Origin of the sequence: Kocuria rhizosphaerae (genome assembly GCF_044462265.1) — a bacterium.
GTDB lineage: Bacteria > Actinomycetota > Actinomycetes > Actinomycetales > Micrococcaceae > Kocuria > Kocuria rhizosphaerae.
The window spans coordinates 25,927-43,093 of the sequence record NZ_JBISWL010000056.1; the positions used below are offsets into that span (position 1 = coordinate 25,927).

At 74.8% G+C, this 17,167-nt stretch carries 13 protein-coding genes; 7 read left to right on the top strand and 6 right to left on the bottom strand.

Annotated features, from left to right (window positions below; genetic code table 11):
• Positions 1-571: 571 nt before the first annotated feature.
• Complete coding sequence (locus ACH9EU_RS06765) at positions 572-1,042, top strand: hypothetical protein (RefSeq protein WP_396413177.1); 471 nt, start codon at positions 572-574, stop codon at positions 1,040-1,042.
• A 29-nt stretch (positions 1,043-1,071) separates the two neighbouring features.
• On the opposite strand, the gene ACH9EU_RS06770 is transcribed toward ACH9EU_RS06765, so the two are convergent.
• The 6 genes from ACH9EU_RS06770 to ACH9EU_RS06795 all read right to left on the bottom strand — a co-directional run bounded on the left by ACH9EU_RS06770 (position 1,072) and on the right by ACH9EU_RS06795 (position 8,759).
• Positions 1,072-1,767 (bottom strand): FCD domain-containing protein, encoded by a 696-nt coding sequence (locus ACH9EU_RS06770; RefSeq protein ID WP_396413178.1) that lies wholly within the window; start codon positions 1,765-1,767, stop codon positions 1,072-1,074.
• Positions 1,764-3,521, bottom strand: coding sequence for an ATP-binding protein (locus tag ACH9EU_RS06775; RefSeq protein ID WP_396413179.1), 1,758 nt, complete (start codon positions 3,519-3,521; stop codon positions 1,764-1,766). Before ACH9EU_RS06775 ends, ACH9EU_RS06770 begins: the two co-directional genes overlap by 4 nt.
• A 4-nt stretch (positions 3,522-3,525) precedes the next feature.
• On the bottom strand, positions 3,526-5,163 hold the full coding sequence (locus ACH9EU_RS06780) for a 5-oxoprolinase/urea amidolyase family protein (protein ID WP_396413180.1): 1,638 nt from the start codon (positions 5,161-5,163) through the stop codon (positions 3,526-3,528).
• On the bottom strand, positions 5,160-5,924 hold the full coding sequence (locus tag ACH9EU_RS06785; protein ID WP_396413181.1) for a 5-oxoprolinase subunit PxpA: 765 nt from the start codon (positions 5,922-5,924) through the stop codon (positions 5,160-5,162). The genes ACH9EU_RS06780 and ACH9EU_RS06785 overlap by 4 nt, the downstream gene beginning before the upstream one ends.
• 71 nt (positions 5,925-5,995) lie before the next feature.
• The gene (locus ACH9EU_RS06790; RefSeq protein WP_396413182.1) at positions 5,996-7,216 is read right to left on the bottom strand and encodes an FG-GAP-like repeat-containing protein; all 1,221 of its coding nucleotides are present in this window, start codon (positions 7,214-7,216) and stop codon (positions 5,996-5,998) included.
• Positions 7,217-7,544: 328 nt separating this feature from the next.
• Positions 7,545-8,759, bottom strand: a complete 1,215-nt coding sequence (locus tag ACH9EU_RS06795; protein WP_396413183.1) for an MFS transporter — start codon at positions 8,757-8,759, stop codon at positions 7,545-7,547.
• A 583-nt stretch (positions 8,760-9,342) separates the two neighbouring features.
• Between ACH9EU_RS06795 and ACH9EU_RS06800 the strand changes: the two genes are divergently transcribed.
• The 6 genes from ACH9EU_RS06800 to ACH9EU_RS06825 form a co-directional block, all read left to right on the top strand.
• Complete coding sequence (locus tag ACH9EU_RS06800) at positions 9,343-10,677, top strand: potassium transporter TrkG (protein ID WP_396413184.1); 1,335 nt, start codon at positions 9,343-9,345, stop codon at positions 10,675-10,677.
• Between the two features lie 295 nt (positions 10,678-10,972).
• Positions 10,973-12,826, top strand: coding sequence for an ATP-binding protein (locus ACH9EU_RS06805; RefSeq protein ID WP_396413185.1), 1,854 nt, complete (start codon positions 10,973-10,975; stop codon positions 12,824-12,826).
• Positions 12,823-13,506, top strand: coding sequence for a response regulator (locus ACH9EU_RS06810; protein WP_396413186.1), 684 nt, complete (start codon positions 12,823-12,825; stop codon positions 13,504-13,506). The genes ACH9EU_RS06805 and ACH9EU_RS06810 overlap by 4 nt, the downstream gene beginning before the upstream one ends.
• A 118-nt stretch (positions 13,507-13,624) precedes the next feature.
• Complete coding sequence (locus tag ACH9EU_RS06815) at positions 13,625-14,500, top strand: methylenetetrahydrofolate reductase (RefSeq protein ID WP_396413187.1); 876 nt, start codon at positions 13,625-13,627, stop codon at positions 14,498-14,500.
• Between the two features lie 17 nt (positions 14,501-14,517).
• Positions 14,518-15,372: a formyltetrahydrofolate deformylase gene (purU, locus tag ACH9EU_RS06820; protein ID WP_396413190.1), complete on the top strand. Its 855-nt coding sequence runs from the start codon at positions 14,518-14,520 to the stop codon at positions 15,370-15,372.
• A gap of 244 nt (positions 15,373-15,616) precedes the next feature.
• On the top strand, positions 15,617-17,167 hold a 1,551-nt coding region (locus tag ACH9EU_RS06825), incomplete at its 3' end, for an HNH endonuclease signature motif containing protein (RefSeq protein ID WP_396413188.1).

Genomic DNA, 17,167 nt, shown 5'->3' on the forward strand with positions numbered 1-17,167 from the left:
GCCGGCGGCACGGGGTGCGGGGGTTTCGGTTCTGCTCATGGGGTCGGGGTCTCCGGTGGGAGGGCGCACGAGGGATCGACCGCCGGCGGGGGCCGGGCGGTCGTGCGTTCGGGGAGTGGTTCGCGGAGTTCCGCACGGCGGCGCGCGGCCGGGTCGGGCCCCGGGCGCGCCGGCGGAGCTGGTGGTGGCACAGGGTGGGAAGCCTGCTCCGGGGCCCGGATCCCCCTCGGGCCCCTCCTGGCACCCTAGGAGCCGGGGCACGCCCCTGTCCACCGGTGCGGACCATTGTTGTCGCACGTCACAGCCTGGGAGATCACCGGACGAGGGTCCCTGGACCTCCGCCGGGGCCGATGTTCGCGTGCTGTTCACCGGCGGATCCTGGTCGCGCAGATCGGCCGGGTGGTCCCCTGGGAAGGACCCGGGACGAGGGCACGATCCGCTCCCCGCAATCGGCTGCTGCGGCTGCTGGACATGGCCGTTCCCCTGGAGTTGCATGTACCCCACGGCCGGGGCTGCGGGCAGCGCCCTGCCCCGGGACCCGCACCACCAGCATGTCGAGGAAGGTCCGAAGATGAGCAAGGCAGTGCCCCAGCAGTCGACGCCCCCGGCGACGGACAGCGTCCACGTCCCCCTCCTCCAGCTCCCGGACGAGGGGGCCCTGGCGCCTGACGTCGAGGCCGTCGACGGGGAGGTGAGGTTCCACCACCCGGTGCTCGTCGAGCGCGTCTTCACCGCCGCCGGCGAGGTCGAGTCCGCCGAGTGGACGCTCGACCAGGTGCTCGACGACGCCGCGGAGTCCGACGGGGAGATCGGGGTGGGCTTCGACGTCGAACCCGTGGACGCGGCCCTGGAGTCGGCGCGCTGGGCCCTGGACCAGGCGGTCTGCGAGCTGCACCGGGCCCTCCGTCAGGCGGCCTCCCACGGCGTGGCCCTGGCGGTGCTGGCCGAGGCCTCCGGGCTCGGCGCCGATGGCGTCCGGGCCGTGCTCGCCGCCGCGGAGGAAGGCGACGGGACGCGAGGTGCACTGGCCCCGGCCGTCTGACGCCGGGGCATCCGGACCCCGCCGCGTGCCTACCGGACCCGTGGGCCCTCGAGCACCTCGAGCAGTCGGCGCCGCGAGACCGCGAGGTAGTCGTGCATCCGCTCGGCGGCCTCCTCCCGGCGGCCCTGCTCGAACAGCGCGAGGATCCGGGCATTGCGCTCGATGTACGGCGCGTGGAACGAGGGGTCCTCGTGCATCGAGAAGAAGACGAGCCGCATCTCCGCGAGCGTGCGGGCCATCAGCTCGTTCTGCCGCACCGATCGGGCGAGCTCGACCACACCGCCGTGGAACCGCTGGTTGGCGTCGGCCATGCCCCGGACGTCGCCCCGCTCGCGCGCGGCGCGGCCCGCCTCGACCGCCGCGCGCAGGCCCGGCTGCGGGGCCGGCTCCGTCCAGCGCAGGGCCGAGGTCTCCAGGGCCAGCCGCACCCGGTAGATCTCCCGCACGTCGTCCGCGCCCGGACGGGCCACCGAGACGCCGCGGTTGGGGACCCGGGTCAGGAGGTTCTCGCCGTCCAGCACGGTGAAGACCTCGCGCAGGGTGTTGCGGGAGATCCCGAGCACCTCGCTCACCCGGGTCTCCGAGAGGCGGGTGCCCGGCAGCAGCCGGCCCGCGATGATGCCCTGGCGCAGGACGTCGGCGGCCCACGGGATGACCTCCCCGTGCGGGGCGGGGCCGGCCTGGGCGGCGGCCGTGGTCAGGACGTCGTGCTCGACGGCGTTCACCGCTCCGCGCCCCCGGCACCCCCGGCATCCGTCGCGAGCCGCGCGAGCACCTGCTCGGCGGCCACGGCCTCGCCGGGGCCCACGGCGAGCTCCAGCACGGTGCCCGCCCGGGGTGCCGGGACGCGGGTCTCGGTCTTCATGGCCTCCAGCACGGCCACGTCCTGGCCCGCCTCCACGCTGTCCCCCTCCGACACCAGCCACGAGACCAGGGTGCCGGCGAAGGGCGCGGTCACGGCGTCGTCGTCCGCCGCGGCCGGGGCGGGGGCGGCGCTCCCGGCCGGTGCGGAGCTCAGGGCGGCCGCGAGCGCGTCCGGGATCCCGATGCTCACGCGCCGGCCGTCGACGTCGATGGTGAAGCGGGTGCGCCCGGCGGCGTCCGCGCGGGCGTAGCCGGTGTCCGGGGCGAGCCGGCCGGCGAACTCCTCCTCGATCCACGTGGTCCACACGCCGAGGCCGTCGCCGCCGGTGAAGGCCGGGGCGTCCAGCACGGCGCGGTGGAACGGGACGGTGGTCGCCACCCCGTGCACCCGCAGCTCGCGCAGGGCCGTGCGCGCCCGCACGATCGCCTGCTCCCGGGTGGGGGCGCTCACGACGAGCTTGAGCAGCAGCGAGTCGAAGGACGTGGCCACTCGCGTTCCGCTGCGCACGCCGGAGTCCACCCGGACACCCGGGCCCGTGGGGGTGTCCACGGCCTCGACCGTCCCGCCGGAGGGCAGGAAGCCGCGGCCGGGGTCCTCGGCGTTGATCCGGAACTCGAGCGCGTGCCCCCGCTCGTCCGGGGCCGTGGGCACCGGCAGCCGCTCGCCGGCCGCCACGGCCAGCTGGGCGCGCACGAGGTCCACGCCGTAGACCTCCTCGGTCACCGGGTGCTCGACCTGGAGCCGGGTGTTGACCTCCAGGAACGAGATGAGCCCGTCCTGGGCCACGAGGAACTCGACCGTGCCCACGCCCACGTACCCGGCCTCCCGGGCGATGCCCTCGGCGGCCCGGGCGATGCGCTCGCGCTGGTCGTCCGTCAGGAACGGCGCGGGCGCCTCCTCCACGAGCTTCTGGTGGCGGCGCTGGAGGGAGCAGTCCCGGGTCCCGAGCACGACGACGTCGCCGTGGGCGTCCGCGACGACCTGCGCCTCCACGTGCCGAGGGCGGTCCAGGAACCGCTCCACGAAGCACTCCCCGCGCCCGAACGCGCTCTGCGCCTCGCGGGCCGCCGAGACGAAGGCGTCCGCCACGTGCTCGAGCTCCCGGACCACGCGCATCCCGCGCCCGCCGCCGCCGTGGGCGGCCTTGACGATCACCGGCAGGCCGTGCTCCTCGGCGAAGGCCCGGGCCTCCTCGGCGCTCTCCACGGGGCCGTCGCTGCCGGGCACGAGCGGCGCGCCGGCCCGCCGGGCGATCTCGCGGGCGGCGACCTTGTCCCCGAGCAGCGCGATCGTCTCGGGGGAGGGACCGATCCAGGTCAGGCCCGCCTCGATCACCGCCCGGGCGAAGCCCGCGTTCTCCGACAGGAACCCGTATCCGGGGTGCACGGCGTCCGCACCGCACCGGCGGGCGACGGCGAGCACCGCGTCCCCGTCCAGGTAGGTCTCCGCGGCGGAGCTGCCCTCGAGCGCGTAGGCCTCGTCGGCGAGCAGGACGTGCGGGGCGTCGGCGTCCGGGTCGGCGTAGACGGCGACCGAGGTCAGACCGGCCTCCGCGCAGGCGTGGACGACACGGACGGCGATCTCCCCGCGGTTGGCGATCAGGACCTTGCGCACGGTGCTACTCCTGGGTCTCGGCGGTCTCGGCGGTCTCGGCGGTCTCGGCGGTCTCGGCGGTCTCGGCGGTCTCGTGGGCGGTGGCGGGTTCGCCCGGCGGGGCCAGATCCGGCGGCGGCACCCGCTGGAAGCGCAGGCGGGTACCCGGGGCCAGCTGGGCCAGGACCGAGAGGTCCTCGGGGACCACCACCCCGATCACGGGATAGCCGCCGGTCGTGGGCGCGTCCTGGAGCAGGACCACGGGCAGCCCGGAGGGCGGGACCTGCACGCAGCCGGGCACGGTCCCCTCGCTGGGCAGCTCCCCGGTGTGCGAGCGCTCCAGCGGTTCGCCCGCGAGGCGGGCCCCCACACGGTCGGAGGAGGCAGTGAGCTCCCACTCTCGGCCGAAGAACTCCTCGACGGCGGAAGCGGTGAACCAGTCGTCCCGCGGACCGGGCACGACGCGGACCACGGGCGTCCCCGGCCGCGCGGGAAGAGGCTCCGGGGGCTGGACGGCGGTGCCCGGTGCCGGGCCGACCGGCAGCGCGTCGCCGGCAGCCAGCGGGGCGGGGCCGAGGCCGGAGAGGGTGTCGGTGGCGCGACTGCCGAGCACGGGCGGCACGGCGATCCCGCCGCGCACGCCCACGTAGACCCGCGCGCCGGCAGTGGTGGCGCCCACGACGAGCCGTTCGCCGTCGCGCAGGGCGAACGGGGTGCCCGGAGCGGGCCGGAAGGGCGCCGGACCCTCCACGGCCAGCGGCGCCTCGCCGCCGGTCACCGCGAGGACGTGGTCCCCGTGCGCGGTCAGTGCGAGCCGGCCGAGCAGGTTCTCCAGCACCGCGGCGTCCGGGGGGTTGCCGACGAGCCGGCCGGCGCGCGCGGCGGCGTCGTCGTCGAGGGCTCCGGAGGGCGAGACGCCCAGCGCGGCGGAGCCGCCCCGTCCGCGGTCCTGCACGAGGGTCTGGAGGCCGGGGCCGTCCACGACCAGGTGCGGGCCCGCGACCGGCTCGGTGGAGCCCGGCCCGGTGGCGCCCGGCACGGGCTCCACGAGCTCGCGCACGGCCCGGTAGCGCACGCGGTCCCCGGGCCGCAGCAGGGCCGGGTCCTCCCGCTTCAGCTCGAACATCCGGGCCGCGGTGCGGCCGATGAGCTGCCAGCCGCCGGGGGAGCGGCGCGGATAGACGGCGGAGAACCGGCCGGCCAGGGCCACCGATCCGGCCGGGACGGCCGTGCGGGGCGTGTCGCGGCGGGGGACGTCGAGGCCGTCGTGGCCGGCGCAGTAGAAGAAGCCCGGGGCGAAGCCGGCGAACGCGGCCGTCCACTCGCCCTCCGTGTGCGCCCGCACCACCCCCTCGGCGCCGAGGCCGGTGAGCTCGCCGACGGCCTCGAGGTCCTCGCCGTCGTAGACGACGTCGATCGTCACGGTCCGGGCCTCGCGGGTCCCGGCGTCCCCGAGCGGGGCCGTCCGGGCGACGGCGGCGAGCCGCCGCAGGGCCGCGGTGGTCGCCGCGCGCACGACCACGGTCTCCGCCCCCGCCACGCAGTCCACCACGCCGGGCAGGCCGGCGAGACGGGCGTGCAGCGCCACGGCGTCGTGCAGGTCGGCGCACTCGACCAGGGCCGCACGCGGGCCCAGCGGGCGCACCCGCCGGGGGGTGCTCACCGGAAGCTGCCGACGCGCACGTCGGCCTCCTCGAGGGCCCCGCGCACGTGCTGGGCGATCTGCAGGGCCCCCGGGGTGTCCCCGTGCACGCAGATGCTCTCGGCGTCCACGTCCACGAGGGAGCCGTCGACGGCCTCGACGACGCCCTCGACGGCCATCCGCACGACGCGCGCCGCGATCCGCCCGGCGTCGTGCAGCACGGCGCCGGGCTCGGAACGCGGCACGAGGGTGGCCTGCGGCGTGTAGCCCCGGTCGGCGAAGGCCTCGCGGACGGTCCGCAGTCCGGCCGCGCCGGCCTGCCGCTCGACCTCCGATCCGGGCAGCACCAGCAGCGGCAGCTCGGGGTCGACCGCGCGCACGGCGTCGACCACGGCCGCGGCGTGCTCCTCGTGGTGGACGATCGCGTTGTACAGGGCACCGTGCGGTTTCACGTAGCGCACCGCCGTGCCCGAGACGCGCGCCAGGGCCTGCAGGGCGCCGATCTGGTAGACCACCTGGTCGGTCAGCTCCGCGCGGGGCACCGCGACGAAGCGGCGGCCGAAGCCCTTGAGGTCGTCGTAGGAGACATGGGCGCCCACGACCACGCCGTTCGCCGCGGCCGTGGCGCACGTGCGGCGGGCGACGGTCGGGTCCCCGGCGTGGAAGCCGCACGCCACGTTGGCGCTCGTGACCACGCCGAGGACGGCGTCGTCGCTCGGCATGGCCCAGGCGCTGAGCGATTCGCCGCAGTCCGCGTTGAGGTCGATGCTGGAGGACGTCATGGTGTGCTCCTTGTCACGTCGGTCCCTCCAGCATGCCCCCTTCCGGCAGATTGTTCAACAATAAATGGCGGTCAGGACCGCGACAGGTACAGACCGTGGTCCCCGAAGGCGACGACGTCGTCCCGCCCGTTGCCGTCGGCGTCGCCCAGCAGCCGCAGGTGCCGGTCGATCCGCCAGCCCTGGTCGTAGCCGAAGTCGTCGAACTTCAGGTACGGGGCGCCGAAGACGTTGCCGCTCCGGCCGTGGGCGACGTGCACGCCCGCGTTGCCGAAGCCGACGAGGTCCTGGATCCCGTCGCCGTCGATGTCGCCGAGGGTCCTCGGGTGCCGGTCGCCCTGCCAGCCCTGGGCCTGCCCGAAGTCGCGCACCTTCAGTGCGACCCCGGAGAAGGACAGGTGGCCCTGCGAGTAGGCCACGGAGACCCCCGAGTAGCCGTAGCCGACGATGTCGGCGCGGCCGTCGCCGTTGACGTCCCCCAGCTCCCGCGGGTGCTGGCCGACGCGCCAGCCCTGCTGGTGGCCGAAGTTCGGCACCGCCAGGGCGGCCGCGGTGAACGTGTCGCCCGGGCCCGAGTAGTAGGACACGTACGCGCCGGCGTCGCCGAAGCCGACGATGTCCGCGGTCCCGTTGCCGTCCATGTCGGCGAGCAGCCGCGGGTTCTTGTCGATCCGCCACCCCCGGTCCCAGCCGTAGCTGTCGATGCGCTTTCCGGTGCCGGAGAACGACCGGTCCGGCATGCCGTGGGAGATGTGCACGCCGGAGTGGCCGAAGCCGACGATGTCTGCGGTCCCGTTGCCGTTGAGGTCGACGAGCTGCCGGGGGTGCTGGTCCACCCGCCAGCCCTGGTCCCGGCCGAAGTTCCGCACCAGCAGCCTCGGTGCGCTGAAGCCGCCGCTCGAACCGGCGAACGAGACGTGGACCCCGGCGTCGCCGAAGCCGACGACGTCCTCGCGCCCGTCGCCGTCGACGTCGGCCACCGTGCGGACGTGGCGGTCGGGCCGCCAGCCCTGGTTCCGGCCGAAGTCGGGGACCACCAGGTGCGGGGCCGCGTAGCCGTTGAGCTGGGCGTAGGACACCCAGACGCCGGCGTCGCCGAAGCCCACGATGTCCTCCCACCCGTCGCCGTTGACGTCGGCGAGCTCACGGGGGTGCTGGTCGACGCGCCACCCCTGCGGGGAGGAGAAGTACGGATAGGGCGCGGCGTGGGCCGCGCCGCCGATCGCGACGCCCGTCGCGGCCAGCACGGCCACCGATGCGACGGAGGCCAGGCGGGAGATCAGTGGATGTTTCACGGTGGGTGCCCCCAGGTTCCGGAGTCGAGGCCTCGTCCGTGGACCGGGACGAGAAGGTGTGCCGGAATGTCCGGCCGGTGCCTCCGTCGACCGCCCCCGTCGTCCGGTTCTCGGGACGCCCCCGGAGGCGGTGGAACACCGGGAAGGTGGACCGCCGGGGAGGTGCGCCGGCGGTCCCTTGGAGTTTATCTCTGCACACTCAGGACGGCCATGGCTCTATATGGGTTACCAAGGAGTAGGTCAATAGTGTTATGGAAGAAGTCCGGGCCGGGATCGTCCGCGGTGCTCCGTGGCGCCGGTGTTGCCGGGGCCGCGGGGGTCCGCCCGGCTACTCCCGGACGAACCGCGCCCTGCCCGCCTGCCACCCGAAGACCGCGGCGAGGGCGCCGACCACCGTGAAGAGCGCCGCTGCGGCGGTGAAGCCGCCGGTCCAGGCCAGCAGCTGCCCCACCAGCAGGGTCCCGGAGGAGCCGAGACCGTAGCCGAGGGCCTGCATCATCCCGGAGAGCCGGACCGCCATGGCGGACGAGCGGGTGCGCAGGGCGATCATGGTCAGGGCCACGGCGGTCAGGGCGCCCTGGCCGAGGCCGAGCAGGCCGGTCCAGAGCCAGACGAGCTGCAGGGGCCCGAGGATCGACAGGGCGAAGCCGCCGCCGGCCATCAGGGCGACGACGGCATTGAGCACCCGCTGGTCGGCCAGCCGCACGGCCAGCACGGGAGCGGTGAGGGAGCCGGCCATCTGCAGCAGGATGGAGACGGCCACGATGACGCCGGCGGTCCCGCCGTCGATCCCGCGGTCGCGCAGGATCGGGGCGAGCCAGGCGAAGACGCTGAAGGACATCATGGCCTGGAAGACCATGAACAGGGTGACCTGCCAGGCCACGGGGGAGCGCCACGGGCTGTGCCCGCCGCCGGCCGCGGGGGCCGTCCCGCTGCGGTGGCGCAGGGCCACCGGGACGAGCAGGGCAACGACCAGGACCGCGGGCACGGCCCAGCCGGCCAGGGCGGCCCGCCAGGACCCGGTGGCCTGCAGGACGGGGTAGGTCAGGCCCGCCCCCAGGGCGGCGGAGGCTGCGATCGCCGTGGTGTAGAGCCCGCTCATCAGCCCGAGCCGGTGGGTGAAGTCCCGCTTGACGATCGAGGGCAGCAGCACGTTGCCCAGCGCGATCGCGGCGCCGCAGGCGACCGTGCCCGCCAGCAGGGCGGGCACGGTCGCGGTCCCGGCCACGGGGAGGCCGCGGATCGCGAGCCCCGCGGCGAGCAGGATCATCGCCCCCAGCAGCACGTGCTCGGCCCCGAAGCGGCGGGCCAGCCGGGGAGCCAGCGGGGCGAAGACCCCGAGCAGGGTCACCGGTGCCGTGGTGAGCACGGTGACAGCCCAGCCCGGCAGGTCGGCGGCGGCGGTGATCTCCGGCAGGATCGCGGCGAAGCTCGAGAAGACCGTGCGCAGGTTCAGGCCCACGAGCACCACGCACACGCCCAGGTACACCAGGGCCCGGCGGGAGGGGGGCGCGCCGTGCGGGGCGTCGGGCGGGGTCGGCACGGGGCGGTCTCCTCATGGTTCAGGGATCGGGGCGCACGCCCGTGGTGTTCCGGGCAGGGTCCACGGTACTGCGGGCGAGGTCTGACCTCATGTCGAGGTGCGTGCCGGAGCGTTCCGGCGCGTCGCGCGGACGACGGGACGTGTCGGAAGTCCCCGGGGTGGGCCGACGAGCAACAGGACAACCGGACCGCGTGGCGGCCGGTAGTGGTTCGTGTCGGGGCGGCCCGCCTCCACGGGCTCGGCCGGACGGTGTGAAGAGGGTGTCAAGAAGTCTCACGGCGGCATTAGCGCGGCATTAAGAACCACCTGTGGTGCACCCCGGGAGCGGTGGACTGTGCGCAGCAGCGGTGGACGGCAGCCGTTGCGCAGGAGAGCGGTCGCCCCCAGCGGCCCGCTCCGGGGAGAGGGCCGCGGTCCGCAGGAGGTGGTTGCCGTGGATCCGGTGGGCAGTGCGCCGCGAGCGGTGCCCGGGTCACAAGCCCCGGCAGCGAAGACCCTCGGGACGAAGGACTCCAGGGCCGGCACTCCGGGGACGAAGGGGCCCGGGTCGAAGCGCACCCGGAGGAAGCTGATCCCCGGGCCGATGAGGCAGGCGTTCGTGGACAACCCGGTGCGGCTGGTGCCGGCGGGCTTCCTGGTGACGATCCTGTGCGGAGCGCTCGTGCTGATGCTGCCGGTCTCCCGAGCCGTCCACGACGCGCCCGTGGTCATGCCGGCGATCTTCACGGCCTTCTCCGCCGTCTGCGTGACCGGGCTGATCACGGTGGACACGCCCACGTTCTGGAGTCCCTTCGGCCAGGTGGTGATCCTCGTCCTGATCCAGGTCGGCGGGTTCGGGATCATGACGCTGAGCACCCTGCTGGCGCTGCTCGTGCGCAAGCGCCTCGGCCTGTGGACCCAACTGGTGGCCGCCTCCGAGACCCACACCCTCAACCTGGGCGACGTCCGCCGGGTGCTGCTGCGGGTCGCCCAGATCATGTTCGCCGTGGAGGCGGTCACCGCGGTCGTCCTCACCGTGCGGTTCTGGGCCGCCTACGACCACGCCCCGCTTCCGGCGATCTGGCACGGGGTCTTCCACGCCGTCTCGGCGTTCAACAACGCCGGGTTCTCGGTGTTCAGCGACAGCCTCATGGGCTTCGTCGACGACCCGTGGATCATCGTCCCCGTCTGCACGGCCGTGGTCCTCGGCGGGCTCGGCTTCCCCGTGATCATCGAGCTGCTGCGCGGCAGCGCCCTGAAGAAGGGCTGGACCGTGCACGTCAGGCTGACCGTCTACGGCACGCTGGTGCTGCTGGTGCTCGGGTTCGTGCTGTTCGCGGCCTTCGAGTGGGAGAGGCCCGAGACCCTGGGCGACCTCTCGGTGGGCGGCAAGCTGCTGGCGGCCCTCGCCCTGACCGTCTTCCCGCGCACCGCCGGATTCAACAGCATCGACTACTCCGCGGCGTCCTCCGAGACCCTGCTCACCACGGATGTGCTCATGTTCATCGGCGGCGGCAGCGCCGGCACCGCCGGCGGAATCAAGATCGCCACGTTCCTGGTCCTGGGCTTCGCGATCTGGACCGAGATCCGCGGCCACGACCAGGTCACCGTCGGTCCCCGCTCGGTCAGTTCCTCGGTCCAGCGTCAGGCGCTGTCGGTGGCGCTGCTGGGCATCGCCGCGGTCATCGGCGGGACCATCGCCCTGCTCGTGCTGACCGACCACGGTCTGGAGACCGCGCTGTTCGAGTGCGTCTCCGCCTTCGGCACCGTGGGGCTGTCCATGGGCATCACCGGTGACCTCCCGGCGAGCGCGGAGCTGGTGCTCGTCGCCCTGATGTTCCTGGGTCGGGTGGGGACCATCACCGTCGGCGCGTCCCTGGCGCTGCGCACCCAGCGGCGGCTGTACCGCCTGCCCGAGGAGCGGCCCATCATCGGTTGAGAGCCGGTCCCGTCCCCGGGGCCGCGCCGGCACCGGCCCCCGGCGGCACGTCCGGCCGCCGGTGTGGCCGGTGGGGGCCGGGGGTGGATACGCTCGCGTGCGGGGCGCACAGCACCGAGCCTCAAGTCGGCCCGGCACCGAGAACGGTGCCGAGTGCCACACCCGGGACGAGACCCGGGGCGAGACCGAGGAGGGCACCGTGGAGGCACGGACGCGAGCACCGGACGGCGCTGCGGGGGATTCTCCCGCGGAGGCCGCAGGGAGGCCGGTCGGCCGTGCCCGGGTGGTCGTGGCCGTGTCAGGGGGGACCGGGACGGAGGACCTGCTCCGGCGGGCCCGGCTGCTGGCCGACCGGATGCCCGGGGCCGAGGTCATGGCCGTGCACGTCATCGGCGACGCCCGCCGATCGGCGGCGGACGCCGACGCGCTCGTGCGGTGGCGGCGGATGGCGGAGACCCTCGGCGGAACGTGGCACACGGTGCTGGGCGAGGACGTGGCCGGGGCGCTGCTCGGGTTCGCGCGCAGCGTCCAGGCCACGCACCTGGTGGTCGGCGCGGGCCACCGCGCGTCCCGGCGCCGCCTGGTCGCCTCCACGATCGCCACCCGGGGGGTCGACGCGGCCGGGGACCTCGACGTGGTGGTCGTCGCTCAGGCTGCCTCCTCGCCCGGGGCTTTCCCGCCCGGCGGTTCCTCACCGGCCAGGAGCCGGCGCAGGCACCCGGCAGCCCTGAGCCCGGCGCGCCGCCTCGGGGGATGGCTCCTGGCCGCGGCCGCGCCCTGGGCCCTGACAGGGATCTTCCTCGGGACCGGCACGGGCCCGGAGGCGGTGACACTGAACTTCCTGTGCCACCTGACGGTCGTCGTGTTCGTGGCGATCCTCGGTGGGTGGTGGCCGGCGGTGGGGGCCGCTCTGCTGAGCACCATGCTCCTCAACTGGTTCTTCACCCCGCCCACCGGCATGTGGATCATCCACGAGCCGCTGAACGTCTGGGCACTCGGGCTGTTCCTGCTGGTGGCCGCCGGTGTGGCCCGTGTCGTCGACATCGAGGCGCGGCGCACCACCGAGGCCGGCCGGGCCCGCCACCAGGCGGCCGTGCTGTTCGAACTGGCCGGCGGGGTGATCAGCGAGGGGTTGAGCATCCCCGCCCTGCTGGACCGGTTGCGCCGTACCTACGACCTGCGGGGAGTGGCCCTGGCCGAGAACGGTTCGGACACGGCGGCGCCGGAGCGGTGGACGGTGGTGGCCGGCGCGGGGAGTCCGGCACCGGACCCCTCGACGTGCGACAACACGGTCGTCGTCGACGAGCGGCACGTCCTGCTGATCGACGGGTTCCCGAAGGAGGCCTCGGACCAGGGCGTGCTGGAGGCCTTCGCCGGGCGCGTCGGCGCGGTGCTCCAGCAGCAGGCGCTGGCCGAGGCGCGCCTGCAGGCCCAGGAGCTGGCGGCCGGCAACGCGATGCGCACGGCGCTGCTGGCCGCCGTCTCCCACGACCTGCGCACGCCCCTGGCCGGGATCAAGGCCTCCGTCTCGAGTCTGCGCCTCGAGGACGTGGAGCTCAGCGCGGAGGACACGCGGGAACTGCTGAGCACGATCGAGGAGTCCGCCGACCAGCTCACGGAGCGGGTCGACGACCTGCTCGACATGAGCCGCATCCAGGCCGGGGACCTCGTCGTGCACCGCGCCCCGCTCGAGGTCGAGGACCTCGCGGAGACCGCCCTGCACAGCCTCGGCGGCACGGCGGGACTGCGCCGGGTGCGCACCGAGATCCCGGACGGGCTGCCGCCCGTGCTCGGGGACCACGGGCTGCTCGTGCGGGTCATCGCGAACCTCGTGGAGAACGCCCTGAAGCACAGCGTCACCGGCCCCGTCCTCCTTCGTGCCGAGGCCGGGTCCGGCGCGATGCGCCTGTACGTCGTCGACCACGGCCCCGGCGTCCCGGACGCGGACAAGGAGCGGATCTTCCGCCCGTTCCAGCGCACGGGTGACCGCGACACCACCACCGGTGTGGGTCTGGGTCTGGCCGTGGCCCGTGGGCTGGCCGAGGGCCTGGGCGGGCAGGTGCAGGCCCGGGACACTCCCGGAGGAGGGCTGACCATGGTCCTGACGCTTCCGGCCGCTCCGTCACCCGCTCCTGAGGTGCGGCTGTGAACCCCGGGGTGCTGGTCGTCGAGGACGACGCGCAGATCGCACGGGCCCTGCTGGTGAACCTCAGGGCCCGCGGCTACCGCACCCACCGGGCGGCCACCGGCCGCCAGGCCCTGGAGATCGCGTCCCGGGAGCACCCCGACGTGGTGCTGCTCGACCTCGGACTGCCGGACATGGAGGGCGGGGAGGTCATCGAGGGCCTGCGGGGCTGGTCGACCGTGCCCATCATCGTCGTCTCCGCCCGGGACGCGTCCCACAGCAAGGTCGACGCCCTCGACCGCGGCGCCGACGACTACGTGACCAAGCCGTTCGCCATGGACGAGCTGCTCGCCCGCCTGCGTGCCGCGCTGCGCCGGGCCCACCCCGACCCGGCGGGCCCCGTGGTCGAGACCACCGACGGGCGGGTGCGCATCGACCTGGCGGACCGGTCGGTCACCGTCGAGGGGCAACCGGTGCGGCTGACGAAGCTCGAGTGGCGTCTGCTCGAAGTCCTCGCCCGCAATCCGCACCGGCTGATCGGACGCACGGAGCTCCTGACCACCGTGTGGGGACCCGGCTACGGCGAGGAGGCCAACTACCTGCGGGTCTACATGTCCCAGCTCCGGGCCAAGCTCGAGCCGGACAGTTCGCACCCCCGCTACTTCCTCACCGAACTGGGCATGGGCTACCGCTTCACCCCTTGACCGTCGCCGGGTGCCAGGAGGGAGCCGCGCCTGGGTATCGTGTTCTCAGACACCGCTCGCCCGACCCCTCCCGCCCACGCGTCCGGGGCGGCCCGCCCCGCCGTGCAAAGGATGCCCGATGCCGCTCACCGCGCCCGCCGTCACCCCGGCCGCCGCCGCCCTCCTCGAGGGGTTCTCCCTGGAGATGACGGGCCGGGACGTGCCGGTCCTCGAGGAGACCGCCGCCGCCGTCCCGCCCGGCACCCGGCTCAACATCACCTACCTCGGCACCGAGGGCGCGGCCCTGCGACTCGACGCGGCACGGGCCGCCCGTGAGCTCGGCCTCGTGCCGGTGCCCCACCTGGCGGCGCGGCGGATGCGCTCCCGCGCGGAGCTCGATGAGTTCCTGACCGCCCTCGCCGGCGTCGGGGCGGCGCAGGAGCTCCTCCTGGTGGGCGGGGACCCCGGCACGCCCGAGGGGCCCTTCCCCGACGCCCTGTCCGTGATCCACACCGGCCTGCTCGCCGAGCACGGGGTGCAGTCCGTCGCCGTCGCCGGATACCCGGGAGGCCATCCCGGCATCGACGACGACGCGCTGTGGTCGGCCCTCACCGGGAAGACCACCGCGCTCCGCCGGCAGGGCATCGAGCCCGCCGTGACGACCCAGTTCGGCTTCGACCCCGCCGGCGTGCTGCGGTGGCTGGCGGAGGCGCGTGACCGGGGAGTCGACGCCCCGGTGCGCGTGGGGGTGCCCGGCCCGGCAGGGGTCCGGCGGCTGCTCGGCTACGCGCGCCGCTTCGGGATCTCGACGTCCGCCGGGATCGTGCAGAAGTACGGACTGTCCCTGACCCAGCTGCTGGGAACCGCCGGCCCCGATCGCTTCCTGGACGCGTTCGCGGCCGGCCACGACCCCGCGGTGCACGGGCCGGTGCGGCTGCACCTCTACGCCTTCGGTGGCCTGGCGGCGACGGCGCAATGGGTCCGCGACGCCCGGAAGAGCGGGGTGGCCCGGTGAGCACCACGAAGGACTCCATGCTGCGCCCGGACCACGCGAGCCTGGTGGTGCACGGCCGCGACCAGCCGGGCATCGTCGCCGTCGTCACCTCGGTGCTGGCCCGGCACGGCGCCAACATCGTGGCGCTCGACCAGCACTCCGACGACCCCGAGGGCGGGGCGTTCTTCCAGCGCACAGTCTTCCACCTGCCCGACTACCCGGCCCTGCGCCCCGCGCTCGAGCAGGATCTCGGGGCCGCCCTGACGGACGGCTTCGACCTGGAGTGGAAGTTCACCGACCTCTCGGTGCCGCGCCGGGTGGCGATCTTCGCCTCGAAGTCCGACCACTGCCTGCTGGACCTCATCTGGCGCCAGCGACGCGGTGAGCTGCCCATGACGATCTCGATGGTCGTGTCCAACCACTCGGACATGGCTCAGGACGTCCGCGGCTTCGGCATCCCGTTCTTCCACGTGCCCACCCACGACAAGGCCGCGGCCGAGGCGGAGCACCTGCGCCTGCTGCAGGGCAACGTGGACCTCGTCGTCCTCGCCCGCTACATGCAGATCCTCTCCTCGCCGTTCCTCGAGGCCGTGGGCGTGCCGGTGATCAACATCCACCACTCGTTCCTGCCCGCCTTCGTGGGTGCCGAGCCGTACCGGAAGGCGAAGGAGCGGGGTGTGAAGATCATCGGTGCCACCGCCCACTACGTCACGGAGGACCTCGACGAGGGGCCGATCATCGAGCAGGACGTCGTCCGGGTCTCGCACCGGGACACCGCCCAGGAGCTCGCCCGGCGCGGGGCGGATGTGGAACGGCAGGTGCTCGCCCGCGCCGTCCTGTGGCACTGCCAGGACCGGGTCATCCGGCACGACCGCCAGACCATCGTCTTCTGAACCGGCCGCCTTCCGTGTCCGGGCCTGCGGGGTGTCCCCGGCCTGCGCCTCCGCCGACGACGCCCGGGCCTCCGGGGCGTTGTTCCCCGTCTGCGCATCCGGCGACGACGCCCGGGCCTCCGGCACGCTCCTGGCTCGCGGCCGGCCTCGGCCCCGGGGGTGCCCGGACCGCCCGGTGCAGTCCGTGATCGAGGTGATCTGCGTCACGGCTTAGGGTGTCGGTGGTGGCGGGGACCATGGAGTCATGACCACCTGGCCCGATGATCCGTGGTTCCCGGACGATCCGCCGTTCCCGGGTGATCCGAGGTTCCCGGAGGATCCGCGGTCCCTGGAGGAGATGCTGCGGGAGGACACGGACCTGGACGCCCTGGAGCGGGACTACGCCCGGGCGGTGGGAGAGCTGGCCGGTGATGCCCGGGCGGAGGCGGCCGCGGCGGGACGGCAGCTGCGGGGGATCCACCGGATGTGGCGGCTCCAGGAGGAGGCCCACGAGCAGCGGCGGGCGGTGCTGGTGCGCTGGCTGAACGCACGTTCCCGGCGGTGCGGTCGGCAGCTGCTGGAGAGCCGCAGCCTGCTGGAGGTGGCCGCGGAGATCGGCCCGGTGCTGCGCCTGCCGGCGGTCACGGCGGTGCGCCGCGTGGAGCAGGCCATCGGCCTGGCCGGGTCCCTGCCCGAGGTGCTCACCGCCCTGGAGGACGGGGTGATCGGGGGCAAGCAGGCCGAGGTCGTCGTGGAGACGTGGATCGAGCTGCTGGGCAGCGAGCTGCGCCCTCCGCCGGAGCCGCGGCCCCCGGTGGAGGCGGTGCGGCAGCTGGCCGAGGACCTGCTGCGCGCAGCCCCCCAGAGCACGGCCGCCCAGCTGCGCGCGCTGGCCCGGCGGCGGCGGGAGGAGCTGCTGCGGAACACCGAGGAACAGCGTCACCGCCAGGCCCTGGCCGATCGGCGGGTGTGGGTGGAACCGGGCGAGAACGGGATGGCGAGGGTGTGCGCGCTGCTGGACGCCGCCACCGCCTACGCCGCCCGCGACCGGCTGGCCTCCCTGGCCCGGCGTGCCGGCCCCGCCGGCACCCCGGGCCCGGCAGGGTGCCTGCCGGGGACCGACCCGGACCGCGGCCCGGGCGGCAGTGAGCGTGATCGGCGCACCTGCGCCCAGGTGCAGGCGGACGTGCTGGCGGACCTGCTGCTGACGGGAGAGCCGCCCCAGTGGCCCGCCGACCTGCGGGGGATCCGCGGCCAGGTCGCCGTCACCGTCCCGGCCCTGGCCCTGCTCGCCCACACCACCGGGCCCGGGGCGCCCCCGGCGGGGCTGCCCGCCGCCGGAGGGTGCGCGGAGCTGGCCGGGTACGGCCCGATCCCGCTGGAGCTGGCCGCCCGGATCGCGGTGGCCGCCCCCTCCTGGTCCCGGGTGCTGACCGACCCGGTGACCGGCACGGTCCTGGAGTACGACCGGGCCACCTACGCGGTCCCGGCCGACCTCAAGCGCCGGCTGCGCCACCGGGACGAAACCTGCCGGTTCCCCGGCTGCCGCCGCAGCGCCGAACGCTGCGACCTCGACCACACGGTCGCGTGGGCCCAGGGAGGGGCGACCGCGGCGGGCAACCTGGCGCACCTGTGCCGCCACCACCACCTGCTCAAGCACCGACACGGGCCGCTGGGCCCCTGGACGGTCAGCCACCGCGACCGGCGGGACCCCCGGTGCCCGGAGGGCGTACTGGAGTGGACCTCACCGGCCGGGCGGATGCACGTGACCTACCCCCGCCAATACCACCACCCCGTGCTCACGCCCCTGCGGATC